At 40.6% G+C, this 20,124-nt stretch carries 12 protein-coding genes and 1 tRNA gene; 6 read left to right on the top strand and 7 right to left on the bottom strand.

What is annotated here, in order from left to right:
• The first annotated feature begins 346 nt into the window (after window positions 1-346).
• The 6 genes from E4T88_RS05655 (at window position 347) to E4T88_RS05630 (ending at window position 7,173) form a co-directional block, all read left to right on the top strand.
• The gene (locus E4T88_RS05655; RefSeq protein WP_135104508.1) at window positions 347-904 is read left to right on the top strand and encodes a hypothetical protein; all 558 of its coding nucleotides are present in this window, start codon (window positions 347-349) and stop codon (window positions 902-904) included.
• A gap of 256 nt (window positions 905-1,160) precedes the next feature.
• On the top strand, window positions 1,161-2,567 hold the full coding sequence (gene uxaC / locus E4T88_RS05650) for a glucuronate isomerase (protein ID WP_135104507.1): 1,407 nt from the start codon (window positions 1,161-1,163) through the stop codon (window positions 2,565-2,567).
• 109 nt (window positions 2,568-2,676) lie between these two features.
• Window positions 2,677-3,831 carry a DUF4861 family protein gene (locus tag E4T88_RS05645; protein WP_135104506.1) on the top strand — a complete coding sequence of 385 codons (1,155 nt, stop codon included), beginning with the start codon at window positions 2,677-2,679 and terminating at the stop codon, window positions 3,829-3,831.
• A 28-nt stretch (window positions 3,832-3,859) separates the two neighbouring features.
• Window positions 3,860-4,897: a sugar kinase gene (locus E4T88_RS05640; RefSeq protein WP_135104505.1), complete on the top strand. Its 1,038-nt coding sequence runs from the start codon at window positions 3,860-3,862 to the stop codon at window positions 4,895-4,897.
• Between the two features lie 155 nt (window positions 4,898-5,052).
• Window positions 5,053-5,727: a bifunctional 4-hydroxy-2-oxoglutarate aldolase/2-dehydro-3-deoxy-phosphogluconate aldolase gene (locus E4T88_RS05635; protein ID WP_135104504.1), complete on the top strand. Its 675-nt coding sequence runs from the start codon at window positions 5,053-5,055 to the stop codon at window positions 5,725-5,727.
• A 9-nt stretch (window positions 5,728-5,736) separates the two neighbouring features.
• Entirely contained in the window at window positions 5,737-7,173 is a 1,437-nt protein-coding gene (locus E4T88_RS05630; RefSeq protein ID WP_135104503.1) for an MFS transporter, read from the top strand.
• 100 nt (window positions 7,174-7,273) lie between these two features.
• Here E4T88_RS05630 and E4T88_RS05625 read toward each other — a convergent pair.
• From E4T88_RS05625 to E4T88_RS05595, 7 genes are all read right to left on the bottom strand, one after another.
• Window positions 7,274-7,344, bottom strand: a tRNA-Gln gene (locus tag E4T88_RS05625).
• Between the two features lie 35 nt (window positions 7,345-7,379).
• A complete protein-coding gene (tyrS, locus tag E4T88_RS05620; protein WP_135104502.1) occupies window positions 7,380-8,672 on the bottom strand; it encodes a tyrosine--tRNA ligase in 1,293 nt (430 codons plus the stop codon).
• 387 nt (window positions 8,673-9,059) lie between these two features.
• Window positions 9,060-11,555 carry a glutaminase domain-containing protein gene (locus tag E4T88_RS05615; RefSeq protein WP_135104501.1) on the bottom strand — a complete coding sequence of 832 codons (2,496 nt, stop codon included), beginning with the start codon at window positions 11,553-11,555 and terminating at the stop codon, window positions 9,060-9,062.
• 28 nt (window positions 11,556-11,583) lie between these two features.
• Window positions 11,584-13,758: a hypothetical protein gene (locus tag E4T88_RS05610; protein WP_135104500.1), complete on the bottom strand. Its 2,175-nt coding sequence runs from the start codon at window positions 13,756-13,758 to the stop codon at window positions 11,584-11,586.
• Between the two features lie 241 nt (window positions 13,759-13,999).
• The gene (locus E4T88_RS05605) at window positions 14,000-14,812 is read right to left on the bottom strand and encodes a DUF3823 domain-containing protein (protein WP_135104499.1); all 813 of its coding nucleotides are present in this window, start codon (window positions 14,810-14,812) and stop codon (window positions 14,000-14,002) included.
• 23 nt (window positions 14,813-14,835) lie between these two features.
• Window positions 14,836-16,890 carry a RagB/SusD family nutrient uptake outer membrane protein gene (locus E4T88_RS05600; protein ID WP_135104498.1) on the bottom strand — a complete coding sequence of 685 codons (2,055 nt, stop codon included), beginning with the start codon at window positions 16,888-16,890 and terminating at the stop codon, window positions 14,836-14,838.
• 38 nt (window positions 16,891-16,928) lie between these two features.
• Window positions 16,929-20,108, bottom strand: coding sequence for a SusC/RagA family TonB-linked outer membrane protein (locus E4T88_RS05595; protein ID WP_135104497.1), 3,180 nt, complete (start codon window positions 20,106-20,108; stop codon window positions 16,929-16,931).
• Window positions 20,109-20,124: the final 16 nt, after the last annotated feature.

The following is a 20,124-nucleotide window of genomic DNA, read 5'->3' as shown; positions in this document are numbered from 1 at the left end:
TTCTGTATTAAATATTTATTAAAATGCATTTAATTAGAATTAAGCATCCTTTTACGATTGTATCTCTCTCATTAGTAACCAATACCAAAACCGACCAATTTTCTCAAACCAGTCTATTTTATTATTAAGTATAGTCTCTTGCTATCATATACGAGAGGAACATCCTAGCATTTTAATTCAATAAAGGCATTTATCTCTTCTAACTTCTTATTTATAGAGACAAAAATAATCAAATGCTTCATAGAATTACTTCTTTTGAGAAATTAAAGAATGTAAAGCAGATACTATGAATTCTTTCCTGATAACAAAAAATATAATATCTTAGAACCTGATTAACAACATATCGATGAATATAGACAAGATATCGGAAGAAAGGCTTTTTCACAACAATACAAAAGAAGAAATAATTCGCTGGTGCCGCCAATTGCAGTTTTTCCATTACATGCGTTCGCGTGGAGGACACAACTGTGAGGGCGATTCGTTCTGTGTTTACTTCCAATATGACAACAGAGAAGACTTAATTGCTAAACTTTCGCAGATAGGAGTAACCTTAAATGCCTTGCCGGAAGGAGCAATTGCTTTCGATCCGTTAGAATCGTATTCTATCGATGATCTGGACAAACTTAGAATAGTAATACCACACTTCTGTGATTTGGAACAGCCTCAATACGTAGAGATATACGGATACAAAGCGCATGTGTGGGTAATGAACAACCGTTTCGAAATTTCGGTATCAGGTAATAAAGACGGGCAAACATATAAAGTCTCAGAAGAAGACTTCGAAGTATGCCTTGCTCTGGAAAAAGAATTTGACAAACTGGGATGGGGATCAATCTTAGACGAAGAGATCAAAAATCAAACTCATTGCATATCTAAAGAGAAGTATCCTGAATTATTCGAATAAACATCTAATATTTTACGTACACCATATTCTACGGAAGGGTACGATATAAATGTTTTAAAACATTTTTCAGCCCTCAAAAACTTTATAACAATCTATTATATTGCTATTTATCCTATACAGCATAAAATATGTGTGCGCACACATATTGATTAATTATCATTAATAGTTATATTTGCAATAATTTGTGTGTGCGCACACAATCAATAAATGAAGTTAACTTACAAACCTGATTGAAGAAAATAAAACCATAAAGCTCATGAAACACTTTCTAGATGACAATTTTGTATTGCAAAATGAAACAGCTCAGCAGTTATATCACGAGCATGCTAAATCCTTGCCTATCATAGATTACCATTGTCACCTCGATCCTAAAATGATTGCAGAAGACTATCAATTCGACAATCTGGGAGAGATCTGGTTGAGTGGAGATCACTACAAATGGCGTGCAATGCGTACAAATGGCATTAGCGAAAGATTTTGTACAGGAAAAGACACCAGCGATTGGGAAAAGTTTGAGAAATGGGCAGAAACCGTACCCTACACCATGCGTAACCCACTATATCACTGGACACACCTGGAATTAAAGACAGCTTTTGGTATTACCAAGTTGCTAAAACCTGAGACAGCAAAAGAGATATATGATGAGTGCACAGCAAAACTTCGCACACCCGAATTCTCAGCTCGGGGATTGATGAAGCATTACAACGTTGAGGCTGTATGCACCACGGATGATCCTGTAGATTCATTGGAATATCATGTAGCCTTAAAAAATGAAGGCTTTCCTATAAAAGTACTCCCCACATGGCGTCCCGATAAAGTAATGGCAGTAGAAGTGCCTCATGTATTTCGTACCTATGTGGAGAAGCTATCTCAAGTTTCGGGGATATCTATCAGTAACTTTACTGACTTGATTACTGCTCTTCGCAAACGCCACGACTTCTTTGCCGGTGTAGGCTGCAAGCTCTCCGATCACGGTATGGAAGAGTTTTATGCCGAAGACTATACTCAGAGGGAAATAGAGGCTATTTTCAACAAAGTATACGGAGGCAAAGAGCTCTCACGGGAAGAGATCATCAAATTCAAATCTGCCATACTCGTAGAAGGCGCAATCATGGATTGGGAAAAAGGCTGGACTCAGCAGTTTCATTACGGTGTCATCCGAAACAATAATACGCGCCTCTTTAAGCAAGCGGGAGCAGATACAGGGTTCGACTCCATTGGCGATTTCACAGTAGCTAAAGCATTATCAAAGTTTCTTGACAGACTGGACGTTGACAACAAATTGACTAAAACAATCATATACAACCTAAACCCGCGCGATAATGATATGATTGCAACCATGATTGGCAACTTTCAGGATGGTTCTGTTGCAGGAAAAATACAGTTCGGATCTGGCTGGTGGTTCCTCGACCAAAAAGCGGGGATGGAAGCTCAAATAAATTCTCTATCAAATCTTGGACTACTGAGCCGCTTTGTGGGCATGCTAACAGACTCCCGAAGCTTTTTGTCGTACCCTCGTCACGAGTATTTCCGTCGTATACTATGCAACCTCATCGGAACAGATGTTGAACAAGGGTTACTCCCCTATTCCGAATTGCCATTTCTGGGCAAATTGGTTGAGGACGTGTCGTATTACAATGCCAAAAACTTCTTTAAATTCTAAAGGTCAATCTTAAAATATAAAATCGGACTGATGGCGATATGGGCACTTTCACTACTGACAAGTTATATTAAACCTTAAGCAGATATTGTAAACTCAAAAAACAATAGAAATGAAGAAATTATATCTCATAATACTATCTACGATATTCTTATTAGCCTGTTCCGAGAAGGATGTTATAATTACGATCGAAAACCCGACGGATTTTGATCGGATGACAGAATTGGTAGAAATACCCATCGATAGCATCAAGAATAGGATTGTGGTATCAGATAGTCTGGTTTATATCATTAAAACGACCGAAGGTGAAATTATACCTTCGCAAGTGACATACGACCGCAAAATTATTTTTCAACCACAACTAAAAGCAAACGAATCAAAGTCATTTATGATAGAAACAGGCGAGGTTCAGCACTTTACACCAAAAACATTCGGACGGCTTCTTTCCGGACATAAAGATGGCTTCGTTTGGGAAAACGACCGTGTGGCGTTCCGGATGTATGGTCCTGCCGGTATTGAAACAGATAGTCCCGGGAACGGTATAAATATCTGGTATAAACGCACCAATAACCTTATCATAGACAAATGGTATAAAGAAGATACCTCTGGGACAATATCTTATCAAGAAGATCCGAACGAGGGGCTCAATGATTACAAGACAGGCTATAGCCTTGGTGCAGGTGCTATGTCTCCTTATGTAGATAGCAAACTTTGGCTGAACGAAAACTTTGTATCAGAAGAACTCCTTGATAATGGTCCATTGCGCACAACGTTCAAACTGACTTATAATAACCTGAATATAAACGGACAATCAGTAGCCGAAAGCAGAACAATATCTTTAGATGCAGGCTCTCAATTATCAAAAGTTATTCAGGCATACACCATAAAAGAAACAATGCCTGTAGCTGCGGGCTTTGTTAAACGAGAGAAGGGAGATTCAATTGTCAGCTCTTTAGACAAGAACTATATTATTTACGCCGAACCAACAACGCCCAAAACGTCCGGCGTATATCTAGGACTTGTTTTTCTTCAAAGTATGACAGAAAGCAAGATAGACACGTATGAGATAATTAATCCTGTAACAAACAAAAAAGAAAGACAAACTCATGTGCTGGGAGTTACAGCCCAACAACCCAACATTCCGGTAACATATTATACAGGTTATGGTTGGTCTGAATTTGGATTCCCTATGTTGAGTGATTTTGAGCGATATATCCAAACCTTTTCGGAAGGGTTAAAACATCCATTGATAATTAAATATAACTAAACTCTAGAATATTATTAGAATCATAACAATGAAGAAAGTTGTAACATTCGGGGAAATCATGTTACGCCTTAGTGCTCCCGGATATCAAAGATTTATACAGTCAACAAGCCTGAATGCTACATTTGGAGGCGGAGAGGCCAACGTAGCCGTATCACTATCCAACTATGGTATTCCTACCGACTATGTAACCCGCCTACCTGAGAATGATATAGCAGAATGGTGCATCTCTGATCTGAGGAAATACAATGTAGGTGTTCAGAATATTATACGAGGTGGTGACCGTGTCGGCATTTATTATCTGGAGACAGGCGCAGTTGCCCGTGCTTCGAAAGTTATTTACGACAGGGCCAATTCTGCTATGGCAGACATAAAACCGGGAATGATAAACTGGGAAGAAGTATTTAAAGATGCCCAATGGTTTCACTGGACAGGCATCACCCCGGCTCTATCGCAAGGAGCGGCAGACGCATGCTTGGAAGCGATCAAAATAGCAAACAAAAAAGGTATTACAGTTTCTACAGACCTCAACTACAGAAAAAATCTCTGGAAATATGGCAAGTCAGCCTCTGATATTATGCCGGCTTTGGTTGAAGGTTGCGATATCATTTTAGGCAATGAGGAAGATGCTGAAAAGGTTTTCGGTATCAAGCCCGAAGGTTTTGACGTAGCACATACCGCAGGAGATGTGGATGCCGCAGAATTTGAATCGGTATGCACTCAGTTGACGAAACGCTTTCCACGTGCTAAGAAAGTGATTATCACATTGCGTGGATCGATTAATGCAAACCATAATACATGGGGAGGTTGCTTATATTCCGATAAGCTTTATCAATCGAAAAGATACGACATCACACACATCGTTGATCGTGTGGGCGGAGGAGACTCTTTTATGGGTGGGCTTATCTACGGACTTATCACCTACACTTCTGACGATCAAAAGGCACTCGATTTTGCGGTTGCAGCATCATGTCTGAAACATACAATATATGCCGATTATAATCTTGTAACAGTAGCCGAAGTAGAGAACCTGATGAAAGGGGATGGCTCGGGTCGTGTTTCAAGATAAAGATTGAAAAAATAGTAAACAACTAAAATATGAACAGCAAGCGGGTATGATAACTCGATCCATTGTTTTTATTGATATATATGTAAAACATACCTGCTTGCTCGTTCATGCTCTTTGATACAATACCTTTTAATTCTAAAATAAAACGACTATAGATGGCACGATTTTCAAGAATAAAAGCCTGTCAGGTAATGACAGAGACAGGAATGGTTCCTGTTTTTTATCATAGCGACCTCGAAATCTCTAAACAGGTACTAAAAGCTTGTTATGAAGGAGGTGTAAGAGTATTCGAGTTCACCAATCGAGGTGATTTTGCGCATGAAATATTCGGAGAGCTTAATAAGTGGGCAGCTAAAGAATGCCCCGAAATGATATTGGGTATCGGATCGGTTGTCGATGCCGGTACAGCATCTTTGTTTTTACAGCTTGGAGCCAACTTTGTGGTAGGCCCATTATTAAATCCCGACATCTTCAAAGTGTGCAACCGCAGGCAAGTAGCGTATATTCCCGGTTGCGGATCGGTATCCGAAGTTGGTTATGCACAAGAGTTGGGTGCAGAAGTGGTAAAAATATTTCCGGCAGGCGATGTGGGAGGTCCTTCTTTCGTGAAGAACCTAAAAGCTCCGATGCCATGGTCGAATATTATGGTGACAGGCGGAGTAGAACCCACAGAAGAAAATCTGACGAAATGGTTTAAAGCCGGTGTTACTTGTGTCGGTATGGGCTCAAACCTATTCCCGAAAGAGATTATCGCAGCAAAAGATTGGGGTAGAATAACGCAAATGTGTAAGATGGCTCTTGAGATAATAGCTAAAGCAAAAACAATATAAAAACACCTTATGAATACCGGAAAAACAAAAATGACAAATTACAGGTGGACCATCTGCCTGATGCTTTTTTTTGCTACTACGATCAACTATCTCGATAGACAAGTACTATCCCTTACTTGGGACGAATTTATAAAACCTGAATTTCATTGGGATGAAAACCACTATGGAACAATCACTTCCATGTTTTCTTTTATATATGCTGTCTGTATGCTGTTTGCAGGTCGCTTTATCGACTGGATGGGCAGCAAAAAAGGATTTCTTTGGGCTATCGGAGTATGGTCGGTAGGAGCATGCCTTCATGCTGTCTGCGGACTGGTAACCGAAGCACATGTCGGTCTGCATAGTGCAGCAGAATTGGCTGCGGCAACAGGCGATGTTGCTGTTGTAATCGCCACATTTAGCATGTATTGTTTCTTACTAGCCCGTTGCATATTAGCCTTGGGCGAGGCTGGTAACTTCCCCGCTGCAATCAAAGTAACGGCCGAATACTTTCCGAAGAAAGACCGGGCTTATGCAACCAGCATCTTTAATGCCGGAGCATCTATTGGCGCATTAGTGGCACCACTGAGTATCCCTTTGCTGGCAAAGTGTTGGGGATGGGAAATGGCCTTTATCGTAATTGGAGCATTAGGCTTTATTTGGATGGGGTTTTGGATATTTATATATGACGCACCGGCAAAGAGCAAGCATGTAAATGAAGCTGAGCTGACATATATAGAACAAGACCGAAATGAAGAAGGTATTATAGATACCGGAAAAGCGGAGGATGAGAAGAAGATACCTTTCTGGAAGTGCTTCTCATACAAGCAGACATGGGCTTTTGCCGCAGGCAAATTTATGACCGACGGGGTCTGGTGGTTCTTCCTTTTCTGGACACCTTCATATCTGAATACACAGTTTGGCATAAAGACCTCCGAAGGATTGGGTATTGCATTGATATTTACGCTATATGCAATCACCATGCTTTCTGTTTTGGGAGGAAAATTACCAACCATCATTATGAACAGGACAGGAATGAATCCATACGCCGCACGCATGAGAGCGATGCTTATCTTTGCTTTCTTCCCGCTGGTTGTATTATTTGCACAACCGCTAGGTACTATTTCGCCGTGGCTACCTGTCATAACCATTGGTATAGGCTGTGCAGCACATCAATCGTGGTCGGCTAATATTTTCTCTACCATAGGAGATATGTTCCCGAAAGGAGCGATTGCATCCATCACAGGGATAGGCGGTATGGCGGGAGGAATAAGCTCTATGATCTTACAGAAGTCTGCCGGAAAGCTCTTTGTCTACTCAGACGAAGTACAGCTTACATTTATGGGATTTGAAGGAAAGCCAGCAGGATACTTTATTATATTCTGTATCTGTGCTTTTGCCTATCTTATAGGTTGGGTTATAATGAAGAGCTTAGTTCCTCATTACAAACCAATCACTGATTTATAAGGTTTTAATTTTTACACACTAGGTCGATTAATAAAATGAGGCTATTCTAAAAAGAGGAAGAGGCTGTCCCCCAGAAAAAAGGACAGCCTCTTTAGTTTTGTTGTCTCACTAGGATTCGAACCTAGACAGGCAGATCCAGAATCTGCAGTGCTACCATTACACCATGAGACAATATTACTTTTGCGAGTACAAAAGTAATAATTATTTTATTTTGCGATCAACAGGAAGTAATTTTTCTTCCCTTTTTGTGCTATTATATATTTTCCGGCTATAAGAGATGAAGCATCAATAGCATCGTCAAAGTTTTCCAGCTTCTCTTTATTGATCATTACACCTCCCGCTTGCACAGTCTTACGCATTTCTCCCTTCGAAGGAAAAACAGCAGCTTTCTCTGTCAACAGATCAACAGCCTTGATTCCTCCTGCAAGCTCATCTTTCGAAATATCGAATGTGGGAACGCCTTCAAACACCTGAAGGAAAGTTTCCTCGTCCAGCTTCTTCAAAGCATCCGCAGTAGCATTGCCAAATAGAATATTTGATGCTTCCACTGCCTGATTGTAATCTTCTTCAGAGTGAACCATTATGGTTATTTCTTTAGCAAGACGCTTTTGCAATGCTCTGAGATGAGGGGCTGCTTTTTGCTCAACAACCAAACCTTCTATCTCTTCTTTATCGAGTGCTGTAAATATCTTGATATATTTCTCTGCGTCTTCATCGCTTACGTTCAACCAGAACTGGTAAAATTTATAAGGAGAAGTATATCTTCTGTCGAGCCATACATTGCCCGATTCTGTCTTACCGAATTTAGTACCATCGGCTTTAGTTATCAGAGGACAAACAAGAGCAAAAGCCTCTCCTGCGGCTTTACGGCGAATAAGCTCTGTTCCTGTGGTGATATTTCCCCACTGATCGGAACCTCCCATCTGAATACGACAACCTAGAGTCTGATATAAGTGAAGAAAGTCGTAACCTTGCATCAACTGGTATGAGAACTCAGTAAAAGACATTCCTTCCGAAGACTCTCCGTTAAGACGTTTCTTAACAGAATCTTTAGACATCATATAGTTCACTGTGATATGCTTTCCTATGTCGCGGATAAAGTTCAGGAAAGAGAAATCTTTCATCCAGTCATAGTTATTTACCAATAAGGCTGCATTGGGTTTGTCAGACTCGAAATCGAGGAACTTAGCAAGTTGCTTTTTCAACGATTCCTGATTATGGCGGAGAGTTGCTTCGTCCAATAGGTTACGTTCGGCTGACTTCATAGAAGGGTCACCGATCATACCTGTAGCTCCTCCGATGAGAGCTATCGGGCGATGTCCTGCACGTTGAAAATGCTTCAAAATCATTACGCCCACCAAGTGTCCGATGTGCAATGAGTCGGCTGTAGGGTCGATACCCACATAGCCCGAAGTTAATTCTTTTTGCAGTTGCTCTTCCGTACCCGGCATGATTTCATGGATCATACCTCTCCATCTTAATTCTTCAACAAAATTCATCGAATCAGTTTTATTAATGTACTATGTAACTAAATTTTAGTTAGTGTGCAAAAATACGACCTTATTCCGAATAGAAAAAAAGTTATTACAAATAATTTAGTATCCATACTTTACTTCTTTTTATTTAATAATCATATTTCTAAGATCAGTGAGGAACAAAAGGTGACAATTCCCAAAAATAACATTATTCTATATAACAGCACCTTAACCCTAAAAAGGTGACAAAAGTGACACTTTTCACCTCATTTATTTCTGTCACCTTTTTATTGAACCTCTGTTCTTATATAGATAATTTTTTAGGGTACTTGATAATAATGAACTCCAACAAAAAAAAGAAGGCTCACAAATAATTTGTGAACCCCCTTCCATGAAATAGTTGCCTAAAACCTATTTACTTCCTTTTAGCTTTTCTTCCAGCATTTTGATATAATAGCCTCCGACTACCGAACGGGCCTTAAACCCTCTGTAGTTTGGTTTATCAGTAAATACCCAATCGGACATTGGTATTCTGTCTACTGTTTCGTTCATAAACAAATGCAAAGGATCTATAAACTTCTCGAATGTCGCTTTATCATCAGCAAGCGTAGCAGTCCATATTATCCAGTCTGTCTTGGTATATGTTTCACGATTGTCGAGAGGCAGTCCGTATTTGTTTTGTTTGCCTAAATAGTAAGCGATTTCTTTCCGAGCTACTTCGTCAGGGAATATATTCATCTTTAGAAGCTTATTCCATACGAGATTATACTTCTGGCTCCATGTTCCGGGCTTGTCGAATGTAAGGCGATAATGATCTCCATCATCGGCCATCTTCATCCATTCCTGTGCCATCTCTTTAGCCTTAGCGGTATACTTTTCGGCAACATCTTTTTTCCCGAGCATATCGGCAAGTTTGCCATACGAAGCAACACCCATAATGGCCTTAACCGACAAATTCACATTGTGAGCAAAGTGACCGGCAAAGTCGTCTGTACACAACTGGTTCTCAGGATCGAGACCGTATTCCACAAGGTAATCTGTCCATGTAGTCAGTACATCCCAATGTTTTTCTGCATATTTGGCGTTGCCTTCCATAGCAGCGATAGCAGCTGTAAGAGCGAGCATATTACCTCCTTCTTCTATCGGCATGTCCCCCCCGTAGGTTTGTCCGTTAGCCAATGGATAAGTACCAACATCATGAGCAGGGAAAGGTTTTGTCCATTTACCGCTTTCGCTATAATAGAATATATGGTTCAATAGACCTTTAGCCAGTTCAGGATTGTAATACAAGAACAACGGCGCTGACGGATACGTTACATCCACTGTACCAATAGAGCCATTACTGTTGTTTTCTTTCGACAAGAATAGTAAATCACCATTCGGTGCTTTAACCAATTTGTGAGCTGTAATAGCTTGACGATATGCCAAAGCACAAAGCTCCGCATATTTCTTCCCTCCCGCCAGAGATGCTTTATCCATTAGCTCTTTGTCAAACGCATAACATTTCTCTATCAGTTTGTCGTATTCTTTATTTGCCGCGTGAAATTGTCCTGCGATAGTCTGATTGCCGTCCTGATTCCAATATGGACGAAGGTTATCTCCAAAGTATTGTATCGAATAAATATCATCATAACCAATCATTACTTTTCCTGAAAAGCTTTCGACAGAGCCCAGATTATGAGTCAAAGACATTTTCGACTTTTCATTTTCTCCTGTGGTTGCTTGCCCGTCCTGAACGTTGTTGACGAAATTAGTTCTCAAAGTATTACTCTCTCCAATATTAACCGATACATTATTTTTTTCGGCTACCAAATAGAAATACCCCCAGTCGATGCGCAGATCGTCGCCTTTTTTAGCGAGTATATTCTGTTCCTTGCTTCCCGATTTAAGGAATAACAGGCCGTTATCTTCAAAGATCTGGCTTACAGACTCCTGATAAGGTTGGTCAAGAGCCCAGCGTGGAGAAGCTTCGAAGTATACTTGTACATCATGAGCCTTTCCATCATTAGCCACAACCTGATAGGTAATGTAATTTACAGGACGAGTCAGTAGGTTCAAATCATCCATAAACAGAGGAGCAGAGAAAGTCAATTTCAGATCAACCTCGCCACAAACAAATGTGTAATGCGTCTGCGTGGCTTGCACATCTACAGACTTTTGCACAGCAGTTTTTTCGAGAGCTGTATGCATCTCTTTCTGTACCAGTAAACCAAAATCTAACAGACCGTTACCCACAGGGTTCTTACACTGAGCAGCTATCAAGTTATCCCCTTTCTTTAGTGCATTCACAACATCTGCCGACAATTTAATCATTGCATTTTTGTTGCATGTCGAACCTGTATTATGTACTTCAATACCATTGATGTAAAAAACGGCATCGTCATCATTCGAAAACTCCAGATAGATTTGTTTTCCTTGTACATCCTCATCTAAAACGATGTGTCTTCTGACCCAGATATTTTCGGTTGTCCAATCTGTTTTAGCTGTAGGCTCATTTATCTTTGTACCGAATGCACCTTTATCTTTTTTCCAAGACGAATCGTTGAAATTATTATCTTTCCAGTTTGCTGCCGGCTGCGTAGTCGTATAGCTTCCATACCATTCGCCTTGCTCCGATGTTGGTACAAGAGGATCCAACTCTACATCTTCAGTACCCATAAAACGATAGGCAACGCCATCCACCTTTATGGCTCCTATAAGCGGAAAGTCTTTTCCTGTCCAGTGCTTTACAGCTCCATCGTACAGATTGTCTGTCATAGACCACGCACTGGTGTATGGGTCTATTGTAACCAAAGGGTACGCAGGTGCTCTTAATTCATTCTTAACCACTTCATAATCTTTCACACCACTGCTTTTACATGCAAGTAAGCCAAACAGCGGAAGAAGATATAACACAATGCTCTTCATGCGATTTTCTTTTTGTTTTGTATATAATTTACCATTTAATATTAACAGATACTCCCTCAGGATTATTCTCAAATTCTAATAAATAAGTCTTCGTCTGCTGATCCCATGCATTAGCCAAGAATTCTTCTTTGCCGTTTACCGATACGCTCACAGGTTTTCGGGGTAATAAAATACGAGATGCATTCGTTGTATTTATAGGACTTTTTGCAATAAACGAATAAGAGCCTTTACCGACCTTTTCTTCATATACACGGCATGCAGCGGCAAGCACCTGCGGACGTTGCTTATTTGCCACTCTGTCTATATTTAGCAAGAAAGCTTGTTCTCCCGGATTTACGGTCTTCGATTGGTATACAGGTAGCTTCGGATCAAATAAGTCAATGAAATTCCCTTTTATTATATAAGGCTCATTGTTCACGCTTTCGTCGAGCACAGCAACCAAATCATACGCTCCTCTTTGGAGATAGAAATTGTTTTTAAAGATCAGCTTCCCTGCATTTGCTTTTTGTTCGTACATTTTTTTCACTACATCGAGCAATTGCTTATCGTTATCGGCTTTTAGAACAAAGTCTTTCGGATCGGTTCTGATAATATAAACAGTTCCTTTTCCATAACTATATTCACCTTCTTTGGGTGATGAAGATATATTCATATGCTCGAACAGATGGTTAGACGGAGCAGTATATTTATTGCCTCCTGTATTCCACCATTCCTGTACAGTCTGAAACGGATCGTTATCGAGCCCGCTATAAACCAACACACCTCCGGCTTTCACCCACTGAGCTATATATGTATGAGCTTCGGGAGACAAAGGTTTCATATTCGAATAAGACATAAGTAATACCTTCGTATCGGCTAGCGCTTCTTTATAACCTAAGTTTTCTATATGAGCTGTTTTCACAGGCACTCCACGTTTAAGAAAAGGCAATGCTTGCCCGTAGAAATTTGCCAATTGAGGGTCTTCATATCCTGCGTGTGTTGGAAATCGTTGAAACATCAGTGAGTTTGCCATCAGCACACTTATACCTCCCGAGCCTGTCACCTTATTATCAGACAAAGGCATGCTGTTCAGCGAGTTTACCATTATTTGCATTTGTGTAGAATAGTGTCTTGGGATTCTTTCCTTTTTGTCACTATTCGCACTTGTTCTGTAAAGTCCTTCATAAATACGTTCGGGCCAAGGCATTATTTCATAATCTGCTATATTGGGGTATAGCAATTGAGCCGTAAAGGTTGCCTGATAGTTCTTTTTGTAATCTGCCCAGTCTCTCGGCCAGTCTTCGATCGGATCGGTGAGGAAGAACATCTTTCTACCTGTGGGAGCAGTCATCGACTCCATCGAGCCATATTCGAGAAACGCTGTTTCGAAGACTCTCTCTTTTACTTTTCCATCAAAGTAGTTTGGTTCTCTTGACGTACCCGTCCATACTTGGGCTATATATCCGTCTACACAATCAAGAGACGCCAAACTTGCTTCAGGGCTAACTATCATCCATTGCGAATAATTAACCAGTGAGTGTGTGGGCACATAACACTTCACATCTATTCCCCGACTCTTACCATATTCTTTAGCGTATGTAAACACTTCTTTGAGTGCATTGTAATACAATTGATATTTTAGTTTATTGGCTAAGTATGTGTTTTCGGGAGACTCGTGTTGTGGTCTCCAGTCAAAACCATAATAGCTTTTCCATTCTCGTTTGAAGGCTTCACTATAGCCTGCACGAGCCCAGAATTCGGGTTCTTCCATAAATATGGCGTCGATGCCTGCATCGATCACCCGCTTTACATGTCTTTCTTTTATATATTTCAGGTAGTTCTGTGTAGGAACGATATAAGGAACCATATGTCCATGCCATATCGTATCTCCATTTTGCTGCACCTGACCTTCATCCAGATGCATTTTGCCATCCCATTGTCCTGTAAAGTAGTCTTGGTATTCGCCCCAAGCTATGCCTGTCATGAAGTGAGCAATATAACCTCTGTCACGCCACGATTGCACACGTTCTTCAAACGGTATTCTTTTCGATTTATCAGAAGGGTTTCCACCTACTCCATATACCATCACCGCATCGGCTCGGGTATCTATTGTTGGTCTCCACTCTCGTGAAGTCTGGAATGTGGTTTTAACATTGTCTTTGGTTTGAGCCCCCAGCTGAAGGCCAAGCCCCAAAAGGCATAAGATTAATACATTCTTTTTCATAATAAGGTAATAGCCAAGTTAATTTAATTTGTTTAAGATCAGTATCAAGTTACATAGAAGATAACTTTTTGCATAGAGAGCAAAGGCTTATCAAAGGGCATTTTCTTTATATATTACAAACCTCATTAGTATACATCTGCAAATATAACCTGATTTAGGATAATAAATAAAAAATCTAAGGTTTAAAGCCTAACCGGCAGGTCAATTACTTTAAACCTTAAATCTGATTTATTTCTCTACATTATGGAATCATCACCTCCATTGGCTCATTGTAATTCCATCTGCGGGTTCCACTACCTAGCGGAGTATCGTAATTGATACGTGCTGCTGCACGAATAAATACTGTACGTCCGGCAGGTATAGTGCCTTTAGATTCGATCGTAATCGTTTGACCAAACAAAGAGTTAAAAGCTGAACCTGTATATTCTATCTGGTTCGACCATCTCTCGTCACGGGCACGGTATCCTACAGTTGACGAATAGCTGACGAACAATTGAATATCAGTCATATTCAAAAAGCTATTGTTATAACTTCCCATCGGTTCTATCTTTGCTCGGAAGTCTTCTTCCGACACGCCACGAGTTACACGTACCTTTGCTTTTATCTTCCCGTTGGTAACAGTAGGCTCTTCGACCCATTCTACTTTTAAGAAAGGCTGTACTTCAAACTTCACCTTGGTTGTTCCTTTTATATCAATTGTTTTTGTTTCGTCAGCCAAAAGTATGCCACTGGCTTCACGAATGAGAGGAATAAAAGGACCGTCGATACGTATATTATAGTTTCCTTTAAACAACTTTGTATTTCTAAATGATCCGTCAGGCATACAATAGAAATCCGGATTGTGCGTAACATTATCACCCCAGCTAAGCTCGGTGAGACGTACACGAATACCTTCGCTACCTTGGTCGGTAAGCACCCGCTCGCCGGTAGCCACGTCTACTACTTCACCTTCCAGTGTTTCGGCCGGCTCTTCGTAATTGTCCATCTTGAACAAATCGCAGGAACTGAAAGATAGCAGTGCACACATTAAAGAATAAAATACTATTTTTTTCATATTCTGTGTTTTATTATTGTTCATTATCTATTTGGTTGTTGATCAATTACAGGGCTCTTAGAAACCTCTCCGCCAGGGATTGCAAAATAATAATCGATCGGATTATACTCGAATGTTCTCAACCCTACCATTTGGAAATGGGCATCGAAGAAATATTTACCTGTTTGAGTAGAAAGGAACGGATACAATCCACGGAAACGATAACGAGAGTTATTGCTGTAAGCATCCTTATTCCGTGTTTCACCCCAGAAGCCATCACGTCCATCGTAATGTTGCACACGCCAGCGTCTCAAGTCCCATTTAGTTTTATGCTCAAAAGCAAGTTCTTTACGTCTCTCTTTGCGCACAGTATTGCGTCCTTCTACCGATGAAGTAAGATTAGAAGTAAGCTTGGTTGCTCCTGCACGTTCGCGAATCTCGTTTACTGCATCTGTTGCTACTTTCAACAAGTCTGATCCGTCAGGAGACGGTTCGCCTGCCAATGACAATTCTACAGCAGCCTCAGCAGCATTGAGCAATACATCAGCATAGCGCATCAGGATAAATGGTTGCTCTGATTTTCCTTCTGCTGCCACAAATGCAGGGTCAGGATTTAGCCATTTACGTCCATAAAGACCTGCCATTGCAGATTCTCCCTGATCGTAGAACGGGCCATTTGCTCCGGAAGCTGTTATCGTTTGCCCATTAAACTCCACTTTTTCAGGATTCTCAAATTTTGGGCTCAAATATAATGTCTTAGGCTTCTGTGTATAAACATCCAAATGTTGGTAATATGTTTCGGCATTAGCATAAGAATAATCTTTGAACAAAGGCTTCACCGGTGTTGAGCCTGTGTATACTCCCGCACGAATTTCAATTTCTTTGCCCTTAAACATATCTCCCGGGAATATTACATAAGCACGTAACCTTGGCTCTGCATTTTTGAAGAAGTCCATTGGCTTATCATACAATATATAATCACCGTTTGTATTCGATGTTCCTGTTGTTACCTTAACTGTTCCATCAGCGTAGCGAGCAAATCCGTCAAACAACTCAAGGAAGTCAAGAGTAGGACATGTTCCCGACGATAATGGTGCACGGAATATAAATGGCGCACTATAAGCATCATACCCGTGAGTTAGAGTTGGATACATATATTTTCTCACATAAATATTTTCTGGGCTTGAAAGGTCACTAAACATATCCACCATATTCTGGTATTGTGCTTCACGATCTGTAGCCGACCATTTTTTCTTATAGAGAGAATAACCTCCGGTCTGTATTACTTCACGTGCGGCTTTATATGCTTCTTTGAAATATCTCTTCGATGCACTTTGCCATGTGTCTTCACCGAAACCAATTACACGAACACCAGTCTTCTGACCAAAGCCGGTAAGGCGTCCTGTTACGGTTTCGTTGTATTTAGCAACGCTCCCTGCATATAACATTGCCTCAGATTTGAAAGACAGAGCTACATATTTGTTAGCATATCCGGACTTTGGACTGGTTGGACTCAACAATGAAGCTGCCTGGTCGAAGTCTGCTAGAATCTGATCCCATGTTTCCTCTTCGCTGGCACGTGGTACTTCTAGCGCCTCTTTATCATTCGGATACTGAATCACCTTTGTTACCAGTGGGATTCCTCCAAAACGACGAGCCATAGCATAAAATACAAAGGCACGTACAAAGTATCCTTCTCCTAAATAATGATTGTATGTCTGTTCCTGAAACGAATCCTTATATTTAGGTAGTGTCTCGAGCAAATAATTGGCTTTGCGCAACAAAGAGAATGCATTTCCCCAATAGGCTGTGCGTTCGCCTGTGAAAGTCTTACAGATACCGTCACGATTAAGGGCTTCTCCTGTTCCTTCTATACCCATAGATCCCAGCCATGAGTTGAATTCTACACCCCATTCGCCCATATATTTAAAATCCTCGAAAGGCATGTTGCTGTACATAGTCGCCATGTAAATATCCATACCCGATTCATTGGTAAGAAGATCTTCGTCGGTTATCAGATTTTTTGGCGGAATATCTAGATCGTTGCAAGCTGTAAAGAATAACATGCTTAGCAAAGACAGTATTAATATTTTTTTCATATCTATCAAATTTATTATTTCGTTACTAATACAAGTTTTTAGAACGTAAGAGACATACCGACGGTGTACGTTTTATTGAGTGGATACAAACGTCCCAATTCATCATCCGGATGCTCAGGGTCAACAAATTTCACTCCTGTTATAGTAAATAGGTTGTAAGCATTGGCAAACATGCGCAATCTCATAGACGACAATGCCTTTATCTTAGGCAATGTATACCCTAATTCGATACTCTTCAGACGCAAGTAAGCTGTGCTTACACGGTTGAACTCAGAGTCTGCATCAGGATAATGTCCTGTATAGCCATAATAACCCGATACCCATTGTGTTGCAGGATCGTAAGGGTCTGCAAACGGATCTACCGGATGCCAACGATCAAGAAACTGAGTAAGTGTACCACCACCATTGCTACCCCATATAGCGTACAATGGCTCTTGGTATTTCATAGAACCAAGTGCTGATCCTTGCAACAATATATTCAAGTCGAAATTCTTGTATTCGAAATCAAAGTTGAAACTATAATTCAACCACGGTGTTTGGTCATACGCATAAGGGTGTTTATCCAAATCGCTTATTTCACCATCACCATTCCAGTCTACATATTTATAGTCGCCCGGTAAAAGTCCACGATCTTTATAAATTGGATAAGACCAGATATCTTTCCAGTTCTGATAACGTCCGGAAGAAGTATATCCGAACTGTACTCCCTGATAACGATTAGTGAGGTTGTCGTTACGCCATCTGTCGTACGAGTTACCCCATGGTCCTTTTTCGGAAGCGATCATGTGTTTTTGACGGGTAATTGTACTAATCGCTTTTACACGATATGAAAAATCATTTATCTTGTTACGGTGGGATAGTTCAAGGTCTATACCGAAATGACGGTCACTATCCAGGTTTTCATTTGGAGCCTCAGCACCTACTACGGTAGGCAAATCTCCTTTGCGACGGGCAAACATACCTTCGCGACGACGATCAAAATAATCGGCGGCAAAACCAAACAACCCGTTCCATCCTTCGAAGTCTACCCCAACATCGAGTGTACGAGACTCGTACCAAGAGATACCAACATTAGGAAGCGGCTTGGTAGAAGCAGCAGAAATATATTTATCTCCGATGATGAATCCCGGAGCATACTGATTGTAATATCCCGAAGCTGAGTTAGAGTTTGTAGCAGGATAGTTATATCCATTTGCCCACTCATAATTCCAATCGCCGGACAAGTCATCCCCTAATACCCCATAGCTGGCACGAAGTTTCAACTGATTTACAAATGACAGGGCAGAAACTGATTTGAAGAAAGGCTCTTCTGAGATACGCCATCCTGCCGATACAGAAGGGAAGAATCCCCATTGGTGTCCTTTTGCAAACTTAGAAGATCCATCGTAACGGAATTGAGCTTCGAGAATATAGCGGCTGCCATAAGCATAATTTATCCTACCGATCATTGCAGCATTAGCTTCTTCATAAAGGTCATTGTTGCCAATATTCATACCGCCCAACTGGTTTTCGTCAACACCCGCAAAAAGATAATCTGTAGAAAATGCAAGCTCACGCTGTGCATAGAAATTATCACCGGTACGCTTTTGTGTTTCCATACCAACTACTCCACCAAAAGTGTGTTCACCGAAAGTACGGTTGTAGTTCAATAATAGCTGGCTCAATATCTGTTGCTTATTATATGATTCGCGACGAAGACGGCTTGGCGAACTGGCATTGAACAATGCCTGATCATAAGAACCGGTAACCTCATTGTATGCATATTGATAGTATTCTTTACGATATGCCTTATTGTTATCCATACGGTAATTGAAGCTCACTAATGCTTTTGCCGATAATCCTTTCAATACGGGAGCTACAACACCTAAATCATAATTAAGCGATGCCGAAGATTGAAAATATTTTTGTTGATATTTTCTATATCCCGATATATCAGAAGTCATTTGTGCTACGGCATTCTCCTGCATTTCCAATCCTTGATAATTTAGCATTGTGTTTTCAGGGTCAGCATACGCCGGATTCAAAACACCTTGTCTCCAATAAGTACGAATGATATTTACAGCATCTGTATATGGATTGTTGCGCTCATCGGCAACACCGCTTAAATTAATATCAAAAGTTAATCCGTCAAGAATTTTAGTAGTAACGTTAGCACGAAGATTATATTTATTATAATTAAGGTCGCCCGACTTAAAGAACCCTTCCTGATAGAAGTAACCCATACCTACATAGAACTGAGTTTTGTCGTTACCACCGGTGATGCTTAAGTCATGTTGCGTTTGCGGTGCATAATCAGAGAATAATAGGTCTGTCCAATTCGTTGTGCGGCGAGTACCGTTGCGAAAAGCCTCAAAATCTTCCTCCTTATAGATGATACTTCCTCCATTGATATTGTTCATAGACCTTTCGTTGTACAATGTCATAGTCTGGTAAGGGTCAGCAAGAACAGGCATACCCGATGGCTTTTGGAAAGTATATGTTCCATTGTAAGAAACTGATGTTTTTCCGTCTTTCGATCCTTTTTTGGTAGTTACCAATACAACTCCATTTGCCGAACGAACCCCATATATAGCCGCCGAAGCATCTTTCAGAACAGAGATATCGTCAATATCATTTGCATTCAAACGTTGAAATTCTTCTGTAGTACTCGGAATACCATCGATAACTACCAATGGTGCACCTAGTCCGCGAATGTCAAAGTTGTTATTGAATGTACCCGGCTCAGCACTCTTTTGCCATACACGCACCCCGGCAATTTTACCGGTAAGCATATTCTGAGGGTTTTCGTTCTTGGTTTTCAACATCTCGTTCCCTTTGATGCCTGCCACAGCTCCGGTTAAAGTAACCTTCTTCTGTACGCCATAACCGACAACCACAACATCTTCGAGTGTGGTTTCGTCAACGGTCATTGCCACATTGATGAGGCTACGTCCGTTCACCTTCTCTTCTTTCGTTCCATATCCTAAGAACTTAAAGACCAAAGTAGCATTTGCAGGGGCATCGATAGTATATTTACCATCTATATCTGTGATTGTACCAACAGTCGTATTCTTAATTGCTACACTCGCTCCGGTTACAGGTTCATTATTTTCATCTGTAACTATACCCGATATGGTCTTGTTTTGAGCCCATAGCGAAGGCGCAAAGACAAGAAAGAGCATCATTAAAATGCAGGAACACAAAAATTGCATCCTTCTGGCATGATGTGTTTTTATCATAACAATATAAATTTAA

Origin of the sequence: Dysgonomonas mossii (assembly GCF_004569505.1) — a bacterium.
GTDB lineage: Bacteria > Bacteroidota > Bacteroidia > Bacteroidales > Dysgonomonadaceae > Dysgonomonas.
This window is presented reverse-complemented; position numbering and strand designations above follow the sequence as displayed.